Origin of the sequence: Methylobacterium brachythecii, assembly GCF_014196345.1 — a bacterium.
In the GTDB taxonomy this organism is placed as follows: Bacteria; Pseudomonadota; Alphaproteobacteria; order Rhizobiales; family Beijerinckiaceae; genus Methylobacterium; species Methylobacterium brachythecii.
Map to the genome: position 1 here is coordinate 90,730 of NZ_JACIDN010000005.1, position 17,228 is coordinate 107,957.

12 protein-coding genes and 1 tRNA gene are annotated in these 17,228 nt (G+C 65.8%); 7 read left to right on the forward strand and 6 right to left on the reverse strand.

From position 1 onward, the window contains the following. Positions 1–49: 49 nt before the first annotated feature. Both GGR33_RS14010 and glnA read right to left on the reverse strand, forming a co-directional pair. Positions 50–1,978 carry a putative bifunctional diguanylate cyclase/phosphodiesterase gene (locus GGR33_RS14010; RefSeq protein ID WP_183506241.1) on the reverse strand — a complete coding sequence of 643 codons (1,929 nt, stop codon included), beginning with the start codon at positions 1,976–1,978 and terminating at the stop codon, positions 50–52. A gap of 180 nt (positions 1,979–2,158) precedes the next feature. Next, positions 2,159–3,568, reverse strand: coding sequence for a type I glutamate--ammonia ligase (gene glnA, locus GGR33_RS14015; protein ID WP_183506243.1), 1,410 nt, complete (start codon positions 3,566–3,568; stop codon positions 2,159–2,161). 485 nt (positions 3,569–4,053) lie between these two features. Between glnA and GGR33_RS14020 the strand changes: the two genes are divergently transcribed. Then, complete coding sequence (locus tag GGR33_RS14020) at positions 4,054–5,109, forward strand: glutamine synthetase beta-grasp domain-containing protein (RefSeq protein ID WP_183506245.1); 1,056 nt, start codon at positions 4,054–4,056, stop codon at positions 5,107–5,109. A gap of 76 nt (positions 5,110–5,185) precedes the next feature. Here GGR33_RS14020 and GGR33_RS14025 read toward each other — a convergent pair whose 3' ends face one another. Genes GGR33_RS14025 through GGR33_RS14035 form a run of 3 tightly spaced genes read right to left on the reverse strand, consistent with a single transcriptional unit; the run spans position 5,186 to position 7,280 of the window. Further along, positions 5,186–6,115 (reverse strand): glutaminase, encoded by a 930-nt coding sequence (locus tag GGR33_RS14025; RefSeq protein WP_183506903.1) that lies wholly within the window; start codon positions 6,113–6,115, stop codon positions 5,186–5,188. 45 nt (positions 6,116–6,160) lie between these two features. After that, positions 6,161–6,940, reverse strand: a complete 780-nt coding sequence (locus tag GGR33_RS14030; protein ID WP_183506246.1) for an isocitrate lyase/PEP mutase family protein — start codon at positions 6,938–6,940, stop codon at positions 6,161–6,163. Position 6,941: 1 nt separating this feature from the next. Next, positions 6,942–7,280 (reverse strand): P-II family nitrogen regulator, encoded by a 339-nt coding sequence (locus GGR33_RS14035; protein WP_183506248.1) that lies wholly within the window; start codon positions 7,278–7,280, stop codon positions 6,942–6,944. A 207-nt stretch (positions 7,281–7,487) separates the two neighbouring features. Here GGR33_RS14035 and GGR33_RS14040 point away from each other — a divergent pair, with 207 nt between their 5' ends. Continuing rightward, the gene (locus GGR33_RS14040) at positions 7,488–9,002 is read left to right on the forward strand and encodes an NAD(P)H-hydrate dehydratase (protein WP_183506250.1); all 1,515 of its coding nucleotides are present in this window, start codon (positions 7,488–7,490) and stop codon (positions 9,000–9,002) included. Here the strand turns inward: GGR33_RS14040 and GGR33_RS14045 are convergent. Continuing rightward, positions 8,999–10,438: a multicopper oxidase family protein gene (locus GGR33_RS14045; RefSeq protein ID WP_183506252.1), complete on the reverse strand. Its 1,440-nt coding sequence runs from the start codon at positions 10,436–10,438 to the stop codon at positions 8,999–9,001. The two genes, GGR33_RS14040 and GGR33_RS14045, sit on opposite strands and share 4 nt — an antisense overlap. A gap of 182 nt (positions 10,439–10,620) precedes the next feature. On the opposite strand from GGR33_RS14045, the gene GGR33_RS14050 reads away from it, so the two are divergent. The 5 genes from GGR33_RS14050 (at position 10,621) to lon (ending at position 17,199) form a co-directional block, all read left to right on the forward strand. Beyond that, positions 10,621–10,705: transfer RNA gene (locus GGR33_RS14050), tRNA-Leu, on the forward strand. A 159-nt stretch (positions 10,706–10,864) separates the two neighbouring features. Beyond that, on the forward strand, positions 10,865–12,268 hold the full coding sequence (gene tig, locus GGR33_RS14055) for a trigger factor (protein ID WP_183506254.1): 1,404 nt from the start codon (positions 10,865–10,867) through the stop codon (positions 12,266–12,268). Positions 12,269–12,394: 126 nt separating this feature from the next. Then, positions 12,395–13,021, forward strand: a complete 627-nt coding sequence (locus GGR33_RS14060; RefSeq protein ID WP_183506256.1) for an ATP-dependent Clp protease proteolytic subunit — start codon at positions 12,395–12,397, stop codon at positions 13,019–13,021. Positions 13,022–13,247: 226 nt separating this feature from the next. After that, positions 13,248–14,519 carry an ATP-dependent Clp protease ATP-binding subunit ClpX gene (clpX, locus tag GGR33_RS14065; protein WP_183506258.1) on the forward strand — a complete coding sequence of 424 codons (1,272 nt, stop codon included), beginning with the start codon at positions 13,248–13,250 and terminating at the stop codon, positions 14,517–14,519. Positions 14,520–14,778: 259 nt separating this feature from the next. Continuing rightward, positions 14,779–17,199 (forward strand): endopeptidase La, encoded by a 2,421-nt coding sequence (gene lon / locus GGR33_RS14070; protein WP_183506260.1) that lies wholly within the window; start codon positions 14,779–14,781, stop codon positions 17,197–17,199. Positions 17,200–17,228 lie beyond the last annotated feature (29 nt).

The window sequence follows — 17,228 nt, forward strand, 5'->3', positions numbered from 1 at the left end:
GGCGCCTCCGGGAAAGACGGGCCGAGAGCCCCCCGTCCATCCCGCCGCGTTACGCGACGCTGCGCAGCTGATCCGCCTGCGGTACGATCGCTGCTGCGACGCCAGACAGCGCCTCGATTTCCTCACGCGGCAACGGCTTCTGGAACAGGTAGCCCTGCATGAACCGGCAGCCGGCCGAGCGCAGCAGCAGCATCTGATCGGTGGTCTCGACGCCCTCGATGACGCAGGAGAAGCCGAGGTTGCGCGCCAAGTCGATGATGGCGCGGATGATGTTGAGCGAGGCTTGGTCCTCGCAGATGCTGGTCACGAAGCTGCGGTCGATCTTCAGCCTGGTGATCGGCAGCTTGTGCACGTAGCTCAGGCTCGAATAGCCGGTGCCGAAATCGTCGAGGGCGATGCGGACCCCGAGCCCCTTCAACTCGGAGAGGGCATCGCGTGCGTCGACGAGGTCGCGCATCAGGCCGGTCTCGGTCAGCTCGAAGATGATCCGATCGGGCGCGACGCCGCTCTCCCGAACGATATCCTTGATGTCCGCCCGGCAGGCGCTCGATGCGATGTCGTGCGCCGAGAGGTTGAACGACAGGCTCACCTCCATGGGCCAAGCGGCCATGTCGGCGAGCGCCTTTCGCAGCAGCGCCCGCGTCACGTCGCGGATCAGGCCGCTCCGCTCGGCGACGACGATGAAGTCGCCCGGCGACACTTTTCCGATCGTCGGGCTGGTCCAGCGGGCGAGCGCCTCGTAGGCGTCGACGCGCTGCTCCACGACATCCATGATCGGCTGGTAGACGAGGCTGAACTCGGTTTCGAGATCGGCACTGCGGAGGGCCTGCTCGATGACGGCGTGGCTGCGCAGTTGCGCCTCGTGCTCCAGGGCAAAGCAGATCGCGGTGCCGCGGCTGCCTTCCTTGGCATGGTAAAGCGCATGATCGGCGCGCTCGACCAGCATTTCGGAGGTGGAGGCGGCATCGGGAAAGCGCGCGAACCCGACCGAGGCGCCGATCTGTGCGGTGACCTCGCGCAGCGCGTAAGGCCGACGTAGCGAGGCGCAGATCTGCCGGCCGATCGCGTCGAGGTCTTGTGTTCCCTCGACGATGATTCCGAACTCGTCGCCTCCGAGCCGCGCGGCCCAGCCGTTCCCGGCGAGGATCGCCGCGAGGCGCTCACCCACCTCGATCAGGACCTCGTCGCCGGCGGCATGGCCGAAGCTGTCGTTGACCGGCTTGAAGCCGTCGAGATCGACAAGACCGACCGCGAAGGTCGCCCCGGCAGCGCCCGCCTCGCCGATCGTCTGTTGGAGCTTGGCGAAGAAGGAGCGGCGGTTCGGCAGGCCGGTGAGCGGGTCGGTATGCGCGAGATCGTGGTTCTCGGCGATCAGCGCGGTCAGCCGACAGAAATCGCCGTAGCCCATTTTCTGCAGGAAGATCATCGCACTGATGACGCCGGCGAAGTTCAACGCCGTCACGACGAGGAGCACCTCTCCGGTGCTGATGAAGTAGAGCGTCACGGGCAGAGCGGCGATGCCGACCGTCGGCGCGGCCGAGCTGAGATGCAGCAGGCAGGTCAGGCAAACGATCATGGTGATGGTGAGGAAGAACAGCACCTGCATCTGGCTGGCGACGTCGCCGTAGCGGGTCAGAAGCACGGCCCAGATCGAGAACCCCACGCCGAGCGCCGAGCCGAACAGGTTCGTTCCCCGCAAGCGTCTGAACGCCGCCTCGCCCTCGAGAGGCCGATGCAGGGTCCTCACCCAGACGAGGATTCGCGCCGCGGCGAGCCCGAGCATGGCGACGAGCGGCGGAATCGTGAGGCCATGGGGTGCAATGCCGTAATGCGTGTAGGCCACCGCGACGGCGTTCACAGACAAGGTGATCAGAAGCAGCGGGACTTGGCGCGAGAGGGCGCGAACCTGAGCGGCGGCCAAGGCCGCATCGGAATGCGGAACCGCGAATAACCGCGACAGGAAGGTCAATCGGATCATGAGCGCCGAGCCGGTCGCGAGAAATCGCCGGTCGGGCCATCACAATCAGCCAAGTCCTAACGTTTCGGTACTGGCGAATAAACGCAGTTCACATCAACGGCAGAATAACGAGCCGGCATCGCAAATAAGAAAGGGGCCGGATCGCTCCGGCCCCCTCTTCGTCCTGACGTCGTCGATCGCTCAGAGCGAGTAGTATTGAACGAACTCGATCGGGTGCGGGGTCATCTCGTAGCGCAGCACCTCGGTCATCTTCAGCTCGATGAACGAGTCGATCTGGTCGTCCGAGAACACGCCGCCCTGCTTGAGGAAGGCACGGTCCTTGTCGAGGCTCTGCAGGGCCTCGCGGAGCGAGCCGCACACCGTCGGGATCTTCTTCAGCTCCTTCGGCGGCAGATCGTAGAGATCCTTGTCCATGGCCGGACCCGGATCGATCTTGTTCATGATGCCGTCGAGGCCGGCCATTAGCAGGGCGGAGAAGGCGAGGTACGGGTTCGCCATCGGATCGGGGAAGCGAACCTCGACACGCTTGGCCTTCGGGTTCGTCGTCCACGGGATACGGCAGGAGGCCGAGCGGTTGCGCGCCGAATAGGCGAGCAGCACGGGAGCCTCGTAGCCCGGCACCAGGCGCTTGTAGGAGTTGGTGGACGGGTTGGTGAAGGCGTTGAGCGCCTTGGCGTGCTTGATGATGCCGCCGATGTACCAGAGGCACTCCTGGCTGAGGTCGGCGTACTTGTTGCCGGCGAAGAGCGGTTTGCCATCCTTCCAGATCGACTGGTGCACGTGCATGCCCGAGCCGTTGTCGCCGTAAACGGGCTTCGGCATGAAGGTCGCCGACTTGCCGTAGCTTTGCGCGACGTTGTGGATCGCGTATTTGTAGATCTGCATGTGGTCGGCGAGCAGCGTCAGCGTGTCGAACTTCATGCCGAGTTCGTGCTGGGCCGAGGCCACCTCGTGGTGGTGCTTTTCGACCTTCACGCCCATGGACTGCATGGCGGCCAGCATTTCGCCGCGCATGTCCTGAGCCGAATCCTGCGGCGGAACCGGGAAGTAGCCGCCCTTGGTCTGCACGCGGTGACCGAGGTTGCCGCCCTCGTAATCGGTGAAGCCGTTCGACGGCAGCTCGGTCGAGTCGAGCTGGAAGCCGGTATGGTAGGGATCGGCGCCGAACTTCACGTCGTCGAACACGAAGAACTCGGCCTCGGGGCCGACATAGATCGTGTCGCCGATGCCGGTCGACTTCAGGTAGGCCTCGGCGAGCTTGGCGGTCGAGCGCGGATCACGGGAATAGGGCGCGCCGGTCGAGGGCTCGAGCACGTCGCAGACGATCGACATCGTCGAGGCCGAGAAGAACGGATCCATGCAGGCGGTGACCGGATCCGGCATCAGCAGCATGTCGGACTCGTTGATCGCCTTCCAGCCGGCGATGGAGGAGCCGTCGAACATCGTGCCTTCGGAGAACAGCTCCTCGTCGACGAGGGAGACGTCGAACGTGACGTGCTGCCACTTGCCCCGGGGATCGGTGAAGCGAAGGTCGACGTATCTGACGTCGTTGTCCTTGATCGCCTTCAGGACTTCGGCTGCGTTCTTCATCGTCGGCGTTCTCCTCAGGAAGGGAGCGTAGGCAAGGGAGCGTGGCCGCCTCGTTCGACGGAGGTTCCGGGACCGCGGCCGATGGCCGATCTCGCCGGACGTGCTCGCGACGGTGAGGCTCTAACGGTCCACGATCGTCGGACGCGGGGGACGTGCCCGAGCGACCTCTGGTGTCGTGCGCCCTCCCGTCGCGCACGTTGGCCGGGCGCACTGATATCCCCCGTTCGCATCCGTTTCCAGACGGCCGCGAGAGGGAATTTGCCGCTTTTTCAGGCAATTCGCGGGGTAATTCGTTCTCTCGGCGACATGGACGCGCGTATGGCCGCGCTTTATCCGGGCAAGGAATGCCCGTTCGCGCGCCAACCAGCGCTGTATGAAGGCGGTCGGGGCTGGCACACGAAATGCAAGCGCTGCAGCGGCCGTAGACGGTCCGGTTCGGCCGGGCGTCCTCAGACCGAGCAAAATCGGCGAACGAGAGATCAGGGATGACGAAATTCAAGCTCGAGTACATATGGCTCGACGGCTACGAGCCGGTGCCGAACCTGCGCGGCAAAACGCAGATCAAGGCTTTCGATAGCTTCCCGACGCTCGAGCAGCTCCCGATCTGGGGCTTCGACGGCTCTTCGACCAAGCAGGCCGAGGGCGGCAGCTCCGACTGCATGCTGAAGCCGATCCGCCATTTCCCCGACCCGGCTCGCAAGGACGGCATCCTGGTTCTCTGCGAAGTGATGATGCCGGATGGCGTCACCCCGCATGCGAGCAACAAGCGCGCGACCATCCTCGACGACGAGGGCGCCTGGTTCGGCTTCGAGCAGGAGTACTTCTTCTACAAGGACGGCCGTCCGCTCGGCTTCCCGGCCCAGGGCTACCCGCCGCCGCAGGGCCCGTATTACTGCGGCGCCGGCTTCTCGGCCGTCGGTTCGGTCGCGCGCAAGATCGTCGATGAGCATCTCGACCTCTGCCTCGAGGCCGGCATCAACCACGAGGGCATCAACGCCGAGGTGGCCAAGGGCCAGTGGGAATTCCAGATCTTCGGCAAGGGCTCCAAGCGCGCCGCCGACGAGATGTGGATGGCCCGCTACCTCCTGCAGCGCCTCTGCGAGAAGTACGAGATCGACGTCGAGTACCACTGCAAGCCGCTCGGCGACACCGACTGGAACGGCTCGGGCATGCACGCCAACTTCTCGACGGACTACATGCGCACCACCGGTGGCAAGCCGTATTTCGAGAAGCTGATGGCGGCGTTCGACAAGAACCTGATGGACCACATCGCCGTCTACGGCCCGGACAACGACAAGCGTCTGACCGGCAAGCACGAGACCGCTCCGTGGAACAAGTTCTCCTACGGCGTCGCCGATCGCGGCGCCTCGATCCGCGTGCCGCACTCCTTCGTGAAGAACGACTATAAGGGCTACCTGGAAGACCGCCGTCCCAACAGCCAAGGCGACCCCTACCAGATCGCCTCGCAGATCCTGAAGACCATTGCCGAGGCGGAAGCCGGCACCGGTTCTTCGCTCAGCGAGGCCGAAGCTGCAGCCTGATGCTCATCGGGCAGTAATCGAGATCAGCGGTGCGGGCCTTCGGGTCCGCGCCGTTCTCGTTTCGGAGCCCTTTTTTCTACTCCCCGAAGATCGACCAGCCCATGCGCTTTGTCAGCATCTCCAATGAGATGCGGCCGAGATGTGAGTTGCCGGCAGCGTCGAGACCCGGTGACCACACGGCGATCGAGGCCTTCCCCGGCGCCACCGCCAGGATGCCCCCACCGACACCGCTCTTGCCCGGAAGGCCGACGCGATAGGCGAAGTCGCCCGAGCCGTCGTAGTGCCCGCATGTCAGCATGATCGCGTTGATACGCCGCGCGCGCTCCGGCGAGATGACGAGCAGGCCCGTCGTCGGGTTGCGGCCGCTATGGGCGAGATACCGGCCTGCCATGGCGAGCTGCCGGCACGACATCGCGACGGCGCAGTGGTGGAAATAGACGCCGAGCGTGTAGTCGACCGGATTGTCCAACACACCGTAGGACTTCATGAAATTGGCAAGCGCGACGTTGCGGAAGCCCGTGCGCTTCTCCGACGCCGCCACCGCCTCGTCGATGGCGATCGAGGAATCCTCGGCCAGGAACTGCAGAAAGCGCAGGATCTCGCCGAGCGCCTCGCGGGGCTCGTGGCCGGAGAGGATGGCATCGGTCACCGCGATGGCGCCCGCATTGATGAAGGGGTTGCGGGGGACGCCCTTCTCCAGTTCCAGCTGCACGATCGAGTTGAACGGATTGCCTGAGGGCTCGCGGCCGACGCGCTTCCACAGCCGGTCGCCGATCTTGCCGAGCGCCAGCGTCAGCGTGAACACCTTGGTGATGCTCTGGACAGAGAACGGCGTTTCGCTGTCGCCGGCGGCGGCAAGCTGGCCGTCGGCGCCGATCACGGCGATGCCGAAGGCCCGCCGGTCGGCGCGGGCGAGCTCGGGGATGTAGGTGGCGACCTCACCGCGATCCGGCCGCAGCCGCATCTCTTCGGCGATCTCGCTCACGACGTCGTTGAGGTGGGGCAGGGCAGTCGGCTCGCGGTCAGGGGAACGATGCGGAGCTGAGGATGCTCAGGCGCTCTTGAAGCTCGTGCCCGGCAGGGCGCCGTCCTCCTGCAGCATGCGTGCCGCCGCATCGAACCCGGTCCAGGCCGCGAAGGCCAGTCTGCTGCCGGTACTGACCCGCCGCACTCCAAGTTCGGCGAGATCGGCCATGCGCATCACGGGCGAGGTCAGCAGGACGTTGACCGGCTTCGGCGCCACGGCCTGCACGATCTCGCGGATCGCAACCGGATCCGAGAAGCCCGGCGCGTAGAGGCAATCGGCCCCGGCCTCGGCATAGGCGACGAGCCGCTGGATGGTGGGCGCCAGATCCTTCTGGCCGATCAGAAAACCCTCGCTGCGGCCGACGAGGATCGTTTCGCGATCGATGCCGTCGATCGCTGCGCGTGCCGCCGCGATGCGCTCCACCGCGAGAGCCTTGTCGTAGAGGACGTCGCCCTTGCGATCTTCGATCGACAGCCCGGCCACGCCGGTATCGAGAGCCAGGACGACGTTGGCCGCGACACCTGCCGGATCGTCGGCGAAGCCAGCCTCGAAATCCGCGTTCACCGGCAGATCGGTTGCGGCGCAGAGCGCGCGCAGATGGCCGAGCACGGCGTCGCGGGTCAGCGTGAGGTCGTCGAAGCCGGCGCTCCAGGCAAAGCCCGCACTCGTCGAGGCCACGGCTTCGAAGCCGAGCTTCTCCAGCCGCCGCAGGCTGCCGATGTCCCATGGGTTCGGAAGAACGAAACAGCCCTGAGCGTGCAGGTCCCGGAAGGCGAGGCGCGCTGCTGTCGCCCTCCCGCCCATGTCAGATCGCGTCCGGCCCCGTCTCACCGGTGCGGATGCGGATCGCGTCCTCGATGCTCGAGACGAAGATCTTGCCGTCGCCGATACGGCCGGTCTGGGCGGATTTGCGGATCGCCTCGACCGCAGCCTCGACCTGGGAATCCCCGAGCACGATCTCGAGCTTCACCTTGGGCAGGAAGTCGACGACGTATTCCGCTCCACGATAGAGCTCGGTATGGCCCTTCTGACGGCCGAAACCCTTGGCCTCGATCACAGTGATGCCCTGCAAGCCGACGTCCTGAAGGGCCTCCTTCACCTCGTCGAGCTTGAACGGCTTGATGATCGCTTCGATCTTCTTCATTCGGTGGGCGCCTGATCTGCGCATTCGCGGAGGTGATGGATTCGTAGCACCGCCTACCGCGGATCGCCACGGTGTTTTGCTGTGCTGTGCCCACGATCTGCGCAAGCCTTAAGCAGAAAATGCACAACATTCGAGCATTTTGCTGAACTTCGCTCATCCTGAAGGCAGGGCCTGGGTGGTGCGCGAGCAGGAGCCGGAGAGGCCATCATGACAACGAACCGGCTGTTGACGGTCAGTGCGATGCGGCGGGTCGACGAGGCCGCGATCGCCGGCGGCATCCCGGGCTACACCTTGATGCGCAACGCGGGCGCAGCGGTGGCAGCCCGGGCTCGCGTTCTGGCTCCCTCCGGTGGGCGGATCCTGATCCTCTGCGGCCCCGGCAACAATGGCGGCGACGGCTTCGTCGCTGGGCGCATGCTCGCAGGCAGCGGCTACCGGGTCGCCCTGCAACTCTTGGGAGATCTGGGTACCTTGTCCGGCGATGCGGCCCTCGCCGCTGCCGATTGGCAGGAGGGGGGCTTTTCGGTCGACGTGGCGGCCTCGGACGATCTCTCCTCCTTCGACCTGATCATCGACGCCTTGTTCGGGGCTGGGTTGTCGCGGGAGATCGCGGGCGAGGCGAGGGTACTGATCGAGGCCGTCAACCGCTCCGGCACGACCGTCCTCGCGGTGGATGTTCCGAGCGGTCTCGACGGCGATACCGGGGAGATGCGCGGCGGAGCCATCGCGGCCACCGAGACCATGACTTTCGTGACGTTGAAGCCCGGCCATCTTCTTCAGCCCGGACGATCGCTCTGCGGCGGGCTCCATGTCGCCGATATCGGAACGGGCGAGGCGGCCGTCGAAGCCGGGTTTGCAGCTGTCGGCCCTGCCTCGTTCCGCAATGGACCGGACCTTTGGCAAGACGCGTTTCCACGCCCCGGCGCGCAGGCCCATAAATACACCCGCGGCCATGCCCTCGTCCTGTCGGGACCAGCCTTCAAGACGGGAGCGGCACGGCTCGCCGCGCGCGGCGCTCTACGCGTCGGCGCGGGGCTGGTCACGGTGGTCTCGCCGACGGCGGCGATGGCCGAGAATGCCGCCCACCTCACCGCGATCATGCTCCGCGCTTGCGACAGCCCAGACGATCTCGACGACCTGCTCACCGACGAGCGCCTCGACACGGTGCTGATCGGCCCCGGCCTCGGTATCGGTGAGACGGCCCGCGACCTTGTTGCGGTGGCCGCCTCCGCCGGCCGCAAGCTCGTGCTCGACGCCGACGCGCTGACGAGTTTCAAGGGGCAGGCGCCGCTTCTGGCCGAACACCTGAGCGAAGGCGGCTCGGCCGCTGTGCTCACCCCACATGAGGGCGAGTTCGCGCGCCTCTTCGCCAACACGCGGGCCGTCGAGGTGGGTCTCTCCAAGATCGAGCGCACAAGGCGTGCCGCGGCGATCGTCGGCGGCATCGTCGTCCTGAAAGGCTCCGATAGCGTGATCGCCGCGCCCGACGGACGGGCCGCCATCAACGATCACGGCTCGCCCTATCTCGGCACCGCGGGCTCGGGCGACGTTCTCGGCGGCCTGATCGCGGGGCTTCTGGCTCAGGGCATGGAGCCGTTCGAAGCGGCCTGCGCCGGCGTCTGGCTGCACGGCGATGCCGGCCTGCGGCACGGGCCTGGGCTCATCGCCGAGGACATCCCGGAAATGATGCCGGAGGTGTTGGCCGAGTTGCTCGGGGCCTAAGTCACCTCGAAGCTCGTCCACATCCCCGTATCAAACCGCTCCAGCACGGTGGAACTGATCAGCCAGCGCCCGGGATTGTCGGCAAGGAACGCGATGCGGGCGGTCTTGCCGTCGAGGAGTTGGAAGGTGTCGAGCCAATAGGGCTCCCAGCCATCGTCGAGGGGATGGAGCAGGCGGAAGGCGTGACCGTGGACATGCAGCGTCTGCAGGAACGAGGTGTCGTTGCGAATAGCTAGCACCACAACCTGACCGCGCTTCACCGAGAAGGCCGGCGCGGCGCCGGCCACGCCGCTGACGCCGTTGATCTGCCAGATCCGGGTGGGGTCGCCGTGGTAGGTCGGCTCCGTCGCGGGCTTCTCCTTGTCGATGCGCACGCCGCCCGTGAGGACGAGATCGCGGCGAAAGGCGTTCTGCAACTTCACCTCGGCCGGTAACAGGGGATTGGTGCCGATCGGCGCGATCGGAGCGAGCGCACTGCGCCGAAGCACCGGCGAGCCCTTCGCGGTGATGGTCGCCAGCGCCAAGCCTTGCCCAATCAAGGCGTTGACCGTCACCGCAGCGCCCTCTTCGGACGGCATGTCGAGGAGAAGGTCGTAGCGGGTGCCCGGCGCGAAGGGCAACGTCGCGCGCAGCGGTTCGAACAGGTCCGTCGGCTGGCCGTCCACCGCCACGACATAGGCCTTGGCGCCATCGAAGCGGATGCGGGTCGAGCGCGCGTTGCAGGCATTCGCCAGCCGCAGGCGTATTCGGCTGCCCGGCGGCACCTCGATGGCCTCCGGGATCGGCTTGCCGTTGAGGGTCACCAGGTTGCCGAGGCGACCCGAGGCGGCGGCGAATTCGACCTGGCCGAAGGCGAGGGGCTGGCCATCCCCCTCGAGGCGGACGTCCTGCAACAGGAGGCTCAGGTCTCGGTCGGTGACGGGCGGCGTCGCCTCCTCGACAACGAGCATCCCGGCAAGCCCGCGGCCCGATGGCTCGCTCGAGCCGCCGACGACCAGCAGGCGGATCACGGACGTGCCGGCATCCGGCGGAGTGAAATCGTAGGAAAAACTCGCTCCCGGCGCGATCGGAGGTTGGGTGACACCTCCGACGCCGTCCATGGCGCTCTTGTTGCGCACGCCGTGCCAGTGCAGCGAAAGCGGCTTGTCGGTCTTGTTGTCGAGCTTCAGCCTGACCGCCTCGCCCTTCTTGATCCGCAGGACCGGGGGGGCCGATTTCCCGTCGAAGCACCAGATCGGCGTTTCCTTCGCAGGCTCCGGCTTCAGCCGCGTCTTGCCGGGCGCCGCATTCCAGAGGGTCTCGGCAGAGGTTTGGGAAACGGTAGCGGCGGCCGGCGCAGTCTGCGCGACGGACGGCCGCGGCAGCCACGCAAGCGCGGCGACACCCCCGAGCAGCGCGCGTCGCGACGGTCCTGTCGTGGCTTTGCGTGGCGGCATGGCACCCGGATTTTCGAGAGAGACGGCGCGCTTCGGCAGAGGCGCAGAATGCTACTTAGCGGCGGCCGGTGCCATGCGCCAACACGAGGCGAAGCCGCGCGAAGTTTTTTGCTGCGGCCTGGAACACGCGTGTTATAGAGCCGCCCCTGTGCGGTCGGACGTGTGCCTCCTCGCAGGTGCCCGCGGGCGTGGCGGAACTGGTAGACGCGCTGGTTTTAGGTACCAGTGTCGCAAGACGTGGGGGTTCGAGCCCCTCCGCCCGCACCAGACCGACTGCCGTGACCGCCGAGGGGCCTCGCGAAAGAGCATCCGCGGTCGCGTCGAGACGGTCTCCGACCCCAGGTTCGGTCCGTCGCCCCGCCCAGGGTTCGCCCGCGGCGGACAAAGCCATTGCTGTAAGACGTTAGAGAATCGGACGAGACGACGATGCAGGTGACCGAGACGACTTCTGAGGGGCTGAAGCGCGAGTTTCAGGTGCTCCTTCCCGCAAGCGAGCTCGAGGATCGCCTGAATTCCGAGCTCTCGAACATCAAGGGTAAGGCCCAGCTCAAGGGCTTCCGCCCGGGCAAGGTGCCGGTGGCGCATCTGCGCAAGGTCTACGGCAAGTCCGTGATGGCCGACGTGCTGCAGAACGCTGTCAACGAAGCCAATCAGAAGATCGTGGCTGACAACAGCCTCAAGCTGGCGCTCGAGCCGCAGATCGAGTTCCCCAAGGACGAAGAGCAGAACATCGTCGAGAAGGCGCTCGAGGCGAAGGGTGACCTCGCCTTCAAGGTGAAGCTCGAAGTGCTGCCGACCTTCGACCTCGTCGACCTCTCCGACGTCACGCTGACCAAGCCGGTGCTCAAGCCCTCCGACGAGGAGGTGCAGGAGGCGCTGGATCGCATGGCCAAGCAGAACCGCGACTTCGCCGCCAAGGACGAAGCCGCCGCCGCCGAGACCGGCGACAAGGTGTCGATCGATTTCGTCGGCAAGATCGACGGCACCGAGTTCGAGGGCGGCAAGGGCGAGGACGTCGACCTGGAACTCGGCTCGAACAGCTTCATCCCCGGCTTCGAGGACCAGCTCGTCGGCGCCAAGGCCGGCGACAGCCGCGTCGTGAAGGTGAACTTCCCGGAGGACTACCAGGCCGCTCAGCTCGCCGGTAAGGCCGCCGAATTCGACGTCACCGTGAAGGGCGTCCAGGCGCCGGGCGACGTGACGATCGACGACGAGCTCGCCAAGCGCTTCGGCATGGAAGACCTCGACAAGCTGAAGGAGGCCGTCTCCAAGGCCATCGGCAGCGACTACGAGGCCGCCTCGCGCCGCAAGACCAAGAAGGCGCTGCTCGATGCGCTGGACGGCAAATACGCCTTCGAGCTGCCTCCGAGCCTCGTCACGCAGGAATTCGCCAGCGTCTGGGCGCAGGTCGAGCAGGACCTGAAGACCCGCGAAAAGACCTTCGAGGACGAGGGTACTACCGAAGAGAAGGCTCAAGAGGAGTACCGCAAGATCGCCGAGCGGCGCGTGCGTCTCGGACTGGTGCTTGCGCAGGTCGGCGAGACCGCCGATATCAAGGTCTCCGACGACGAGGTCAATCAAGCCCTCTTCGCCCGGGTGCGTCAGTTCCCCGGCCAGGAGAAGGTGGTCTACGACTTCTACCGGAACAATCCGCAGGCGCTCGCCGAGCTTCGCGCGCCGCTGTTCGAGGAGAAGGTCGTCGACCACGTCCTCGGTCAGGTCAAGCTCGTCGAAGAGCAGGTCTCGAAGGAGACGCTCTTCGCCGAGGACGACGAAGAGGCCGCACCTGCCGAGACGAACGAGGCGGCGACCGAGAAGGCCGCCGGCTGAGACCCGCACCCGAGGTTCAGGGTCAGCGGGTCCGATCAGGCGGTGTTAACAACCGCCGTAGTTGGCTTGTAACACCGGTTCGGGGATGATTCGCCCCGGCCGGTCCCTGAGCTTGAGGGCGTGAGAATGAGAGATCCGGTCGACTACTTCCAGAACAACCTCGTCCCGATGGTGGTCGAGCAGTCGAGCCGCGGCGAGCGCGCCTTCGACATCTATTCGCGTCTTCTTCGCGAGCGCATCATCTTCCTGACCGGTCCGGTCGAGGATTACGGCGCGTCGCTGATCGTCGCGCAGCTTCTGTTCCTCGAAGCCGAGAACCCGAAGAAGGAGATTTCCTTCTACATCAACTCGCCCGGCGGCGTGGTGACCTCGGGTCTTTCGATCTACGACACCATGCAGTTCATCCGTTGCCCGGTGACGACGCTCTGCACGGGTCAGGCGGCCTCGATGGGCTCGCTGCTGCTCTGCGCGGGCGAGGCCGGACAGCGCTTTGCCCTGCCGAACGCCCGGATCATGGTCCACCAGCCCTCCGGCGGATTTCAGGGCCAGGCGACCGACATCCTGATCCACGCCCGCGAGATCGAAGCGCTGAAAAAGCGCCTCAACGAGATCTACGTGAAGCATACGGGCCGCGACTACGACACCATTCATCAGGCGCTCGAGCGCGATAACTTCATGACGGCCGAGGCCGCCAAGGAGTTCGGCCTGGTCGACGACATCCTGCACAAGCGGCCGGAGCCGGCGGCGGCGTAAAGGCGTTGCCGCGGTACGGATCAGCCTCCCGATGCGTCCTTTTGGCGACAGTTCGGGGCATCGCGCAGGTTGATCCGAAGTCGGCAGCGTGATTGCATCGGGGTTCGTGCCCCACCCGGACCCGGTGCGTGCCTTGAGGTGACTGTTTCTTTAGGCGGATGCCTTTAATTCTGAGCGATGCGCGTGCGTCCCTTGCCGGCGCCGCGCTCGCGGAGCGGAGACCGATATGAGCAAGACTGGCGGCAACGACTCCAAGAGCACGCTGTACTGCTCGTTCTGCGGCAAGAGCCAGCACGAAGTCCGCAAGCTCATTGCGGGCCCGACGGTGTTCATCTGCGACGAGTGCGTCGAGCTGTGTATGGACATCATCCGCGAGGAGTCGAAATCCTCGCTCGTGAAGTCGCGGGACGGCGTCCCGACCCCGAAGGAAATCCGCCGCGTCCTCGATGACTACGTCATCGGTCAGGACTACGCGAAGAAGGTCCTCTCGGTCGCGGTTCACAACCACTACAAGCGCCTTGCCCACGCGACGAAGCATTCCGACGTCGAGCTGGCGAAGTCCAACATCATGCTGATCGGGCCGACGGGCTCGGGCAAGACGCTGCTCGCGCAGACGCTCGCCCGCATCCTCGACGTGCCGTTCACGATGGCGGATGCCACGACGCTCACCGAGGCCGGCTATGTCGGCGAGGACGTCGAGAACATCATCCTGAAGCTGCTCCAGGCCTCCGACTACAACGTCGAGCGGGCGCAGCGCGGCATCGTCTACATCGACGAGATCGACAAGATCTCCCGCAAGTCCGACAACCCGTCGATCACCCGCGACGTGTCGGGCGAGGGCGTGCAGCAGGCGCTCCTGAAGATCATGGAAGGCACCGTCGCCTCCGTGCCTCCGCAGGGCGGCCGCAAGCACCCGCAGCAGGAGTTCCTGCAGGTCGACACGACGAACATCCTGTTCATCTGCGGTGGCGCCTTCGCGGGGCTGGAGCGGATCATCTCCCAGCGCGGCAAGGGCACCTCGATCGGCTTCGGCGCGACCGTGCAGGCTCCCGATGATCGCCGCACCGGCGAGATCTTCCGCTCGGTCGAGCCGGAGGATCTGCTCAAGTTCGGCCTGATCCCGGAATTCGTCGGCCGTCTCCCGGTCCTGGCGACGCTGGAGGATCTCGACGAGACCGCCCTCAAGCGGATCCTACAGGAGCCGAAGAACGCCCTGGTGAAGCAGTACGCCCGTCTCTTCGAGATGGAGAACGTCGAGCTGACCTTCCAGGAAGAGGCACTGTCCATGGTCGCCCGCAAGGCGATCGAACGGAAGACCGGCGCCCGCGGCCTGCGCTCCATCCTGGAGACCATCCTGCTGGAGACGATGTACGACCTGCCGGGCCTCGACTCGGTCGAGCAGGTGGTGATCGGCCCCGAGGTGGTCGAGGGCAAGTCTCGGCCGCTCTACATCCACGGCGACCGCAACAAGGAAGCCCCGGCAAGCGTCAGCGCTTGACCCGGCTTCGGGGCCGCGCCGTGCAAGCGGCGCGGCCCTGTCATTCCACCGTCACCAAACTTGAAAGCCGTGGCGGCGAACGCCACCTGATCGTCAGCGCAGTGGCCGCATGCTCACCTCCCGAGGTGCGGTGCCGCGTCACCAGCCGCAACGTTCGATCCGATCTCCGACCATACGCGGCCCGGTCGGCCCTGGCAGGATGCTTGCTCGTCAAAGAGGAGCGAATGCCCGGCGTCAGAGCACAAGGGAAGCCAACCCCATGACCCAGTCGAAATCGCGCCAGCCGGTCGTTCCGGGCTCGACGGGCTCCTATGCCGTCCTGCCCCTGCGCGACATCGTCGTATTCCCGCACATGATCGTGCCGCTCTTTGTCGGCCGCGAGAAATCCATCCGCGCTCTCGAAGAGGCCGTGAAGGCCGATCGTCACATCCTGCTCGCCACCCAGATCAATGCCGGCGACGACGATCCGTCGACCGACCAGATCTACAAGATCGGCACGCTCGCCAGCGTGCTTCAGCTCCTCAAGCTGCCCGACGGAACCGTGAAGGTACTCGTCGAAGGCGCCGGCCGTGCCAAGATCGAGGAGTTCATCCGCTCGGACGAGTATTACGAGGCGACCGCGGAGACGCTGGTCGACGATCTCGGCGACAGCGTCGAGGCCGAAGCCCTCGCGCGCTCGGTGATCTCCGAGTTCGAGAACTACGTGAAGCTGAACAAGAAGATCTCCCCCGAGGTCGTCTCGGCCGTCACGCAGATCGACGAGCCCTCGAAGCTCGCCGACACGGTCGGCTCGCATCTCGCGGTCAAGATCGCAGACAAGCAGGCGATCCTCGAAATCCCGACTGTCGCCGCTCGCCTCGAGCGCGTGCTGTCGCTGATGGAGAGCGAGATCTCCGTCCTGCAGGTGGAGAAGCGCATCCGGACCCGCGTCAAGCGGCAGATGGAGAAGACTCAGCGCGAGTACTACCTCAACGAGCAGATGAAGGCGATCCAGAAGGAGCTGGGCGACGAGGACGGCCGCGACGAGCTGGCCGAGCTCGAGGAGAAGATCGAGAAGACCAAGCTCTCGAAGGAAGCCCGCGAGAAGGCGACGGCCGAGCTGAAGAAGCTGCGCCAGATGTCGCCGATGTCGGCCGAGGCGACCGTCGTGCGCAATTACCTCGACTGGATGCTCGGTATCCCGTGGAACAAGCGCTCGAAGATCAAGAAGGATCTCGTCGCGGCCCAGACGCTGCTCGACGAGGATCATTTCGGCCTCGACAAGGTCAAGGACCGGATCGTCGAGTACCTTGCCGTGCAGCAGCGCGCCAACAAGCTGACCGGACCGATCCTGTGCCTCGTCGGCCCTCCGGGCGTCGGCAAGACCTCGCTCGGCAAGTCGATCGCGCAGGCGACGGGTCGCGAGTTCGTGCGCATGTCGCTCGGCGGCGTGCGGGACGAGGCCGAGATCCGCGGTCACCGCAGGACCTATATCGGCTCCATGCCGGGCAAGGTTGTGCAGTCGATGCGCAAGGCCAAGACCTCGAACCCGCTCATCCTGCTCGACGAGATCGACAAGATGGGCATGGATTTCCGCGGTGATCCGTCGGCCGCCCTGCTGGAGGTCCTCGACCCCGAGCAGAACGCGACCTTCAACGACCATTACCTCGAGGTCGACTACGACCTGTCGAACGTGATGTTCGTGACGACGGCGAACACGCTGAACATCCCGGGCCCCTTGATGGACCGCATGGAGATCATCCGGATCGCCGGCTACACCGAGGAGGAGAAGGCTGAGATCGCCCGTCGCCACCTCATCCCGAACGCGCTCAAGAAGCACGGTCTGGACGAGAAGGAATGGTCGATCACCGACGACGGCCTGATGATGCTCATCCGCCGCTACACCCGTGAGGCAGGCGTGCGGAACCTGGAGCGCGAGATCTCCAACCTCGCCCGCAAGGCGGTGAAGGAGATCCTGATCGCGAAGGTGAAGTCCGTCGTGGGCAACGCCGAGACCCTGCCGGAATTCCTCGGGCCGCCGAAGTTCCGCTACGGCGAGATCGACGCGGACGATCAGGTCGGTGTCGTCACGGGTCTGGCCTGGACCGAGGTCGGCGGCGAATTGCTGACGATCGAGGGCGTCATGATGCCCGGCAAGGGCAAGATGACGGTCACGGGCAACCTGCGCGACGTGATGAAGGAGTCGATCTCGGCTGCGGCGAGCTATGTCCGCTCGCGGGCCATCGACTTCGGCATCGAGCCTCCGCTGTTCGAGCGCCGGGACATCCACGTCCACGTGCCTGAAGGGGCAACCCCGAAGGACGGTCCGTCGGCCGGCATCGCCATGGCCACGGCGATCATCTCGACGCTCACCGGCATCCCGGTGCGCCGCGAGGTCGCCATGACGGGCGAGGTCACCCTGCGTGGCCGCGTCCTGCCGATCGGCGGCCTGAAGGAGAAGCTGCTCGCGGCTCTCCGCGGCGGCATCAAGACGGTGATGATCCCCGAGGAGAACGCCAAGGACCTCGCCGAGGTGCCGGACAGCGTGAAGAACGGCCTCGACATCATCCCGGTCTCGCGCATGGACCAGGTCCTGATCCACGCCCTGGTGCGACAGCCCGAGCCGATCGAATGGGACGAGCCGGTTCCGCCAGTGAAGAAGCCGGGCCAGGAAGACGGCGCCGCGGTGGTCGCTCACTGACCCCGCGGGCTGACGAACGACATGAGCCT